Origin of the sequence: Mycolicibacter sinensis (assembly GCF_001667945.1) — a bacterium.
Classification (GTDB): domain Bacteria; phylum Actinomycetota; class Actinomycetes; order Mycobacteriales; family Mycobacteriaceae; genus Mycobacterium; species Mycobacterium sinense_B.
Genome location: NZ_LZJK01000122.1, coordinates 1 through 1,421 on the forward strand (window position 1 = coordinate 1; position 1,421 = coordinate 1,421).

Sequence of the window (1,421 nt, forward strand, 5' to 3'; positions counted from 1 at the left end):
CGAGGCGATGGGGGGCACCATCTCGGCGACGGAGACACCAGGTGGCGGGTTGACCATGGTGGTGGACCTGGCCGCACCGTCGGGAGAGAGCTGATGAGCACACGGGTGCTGGTAGTCGACGACGAGCCGCAGATCTTACGTGCACTGAAAATCAATCTGTCGGTGCGCGGCTATGAGGTCGTCACCGCGGCAACCGGCGCCGGTGCGCTGCGAGCCGCCGCCGAACAACGTCCCGACGTGGTGATCCTGGATCTGGGGCTACCCGACATCTCCGGCATCGAGGTGCTGGACGGGCTGCGGGGCTGGCTGACGGTGCCGGTCATCGTGTTGTCGGCCCGCACCGATTCCGCGGACAAGGTGGAGGCCCTCGACGCCGGCGCCGACGACTACGTGACCAAGCCGTTCGGGATGGACGAATTTTTGGCCCGGCTACGTGCCGCGGTGCGCCGCAATGCCGCCACCGCCGAAATCGACCAACCGATCGTCGAAACCTCCTCGTTCACCGTTGACCTCGCCGCCAAGAAGGTCACCAAAAACGACGGCGAGGTACATCTGACCCCCACCGAGTGGGGCATGTTGGAGATGCTGGTGCGCAACCGCGGCAAGCTGGTCGGCCGCGATGAGCTGCTCACCCAGGTGTGGGGGCCGGCCTACGCCAAGGAAACGCAGTACCTGCGGGTTTACCTGGCGCAGTTGCGGCGCAAACTCGAAGACGATCCGTCAAATCCCAAGCATTTGCTGACCGAAGCGGGCATGGGTTACCGCTTCGAGGTTTGAAAACCGTCAACGCGGATATGTATTTGGAGACCTAGCGGAAGGAGTTTTACCGTGACGTTCTCCCAGATCGCCAAAAAGACGGCGGTGACAGCGGTCGGCCTAACGACGGCAGGAATGCTGGCGGTGGCACCGGCTTCTGCGGATCCAACGGTCGTCGGGTTCGGTCAAACACAGGAGATTCAGAGTCCAGGCGGGGCCATCGACTACACCGTCAAAAACCTGCAACCCAGCGGCCACAACGACGGTATCTGGTACTCCGATGTGACTGCCACGGCGGTAAACGGTTCTCCTACCCCGAACATTGCTGACTTCAATGCCCGCGCCGTCAACAGTTCGACGTATGCCGTTATGAAGGGCAATGAGGTCGACGGCCTGCCCAACGGTCCGATCGCACAGGGCAGCCAGACCAGCGGGCGGCTGTACTTCGATGTCAAGAACGGCACTGCGCCCGACAGCGTCGTCTACCGCGACGCCGCCGGCGTCGACAAGGTCGTCTGGAAGCAGTGACGGTTCCCCGTCACCGTGAAACCCCCGGCGGCGCGGCTAGATCCACCACCATGGTGAGCCCGCCGCCTGGGGTTTCGGTGGGTTGAAGGCTTCCGCCCATCGCCTCGACGAACCCTCGCGCAACCGACAAGCCCAGG

General features: G+C 63.6%; 4 protein-coding genes. 3 read left to right on the plus strand and 1 reads right to left on the minus strand.

From position 1 onward, the window contains the following. The 3 genes from A5694_RS25315 to A5694_RS15935 form a co-directional block, all read left to right on the plus strand. On the plus strand, nt 1–94 hold a 94-nt coding region (locus A5694_RS25315; protein WP_428844281.1), incomplete at its 5' end, for a hypothetical protein. Continuing rightward, nucleotides 94–777 (plus strand): response regulator, encoded by a 684-nt coding sequence (locus A5694_RS15930; RefSeq protein WP_064922884.1) that lies wholly within the window; start codon nt 94–96, stop codon nt 775–777. The genes A5694_RS25315 and A5694_RS15930, both read left to right, overlap by 1 nt. Before the next feature lie 51 nt (nt 778–828). Continuing rightward, nucleotides 829–1,284, plus strand: a complete 456-nt coding sequence (locus A5694_RS15935) for a DUF1942 domain-containing protein (RefSeq protein ID WP_064922885.1) — start codon at nt 829–831, stop codon at nt 1,282–1,284. 10 nt (nt 1,285–1,294) lie between these two features. On the opposite strand, the gene A5694_RS25320 is transcribed toward A5694_RS15935, so the two are convergent. After that, nucleotides 1,295–1,421: hypothetical protein (locus tag A5694_RS25320; protein ID WP_428844282.1), on the minus strand; the 127-nt coding region annotated here is incomplete at its 5' end.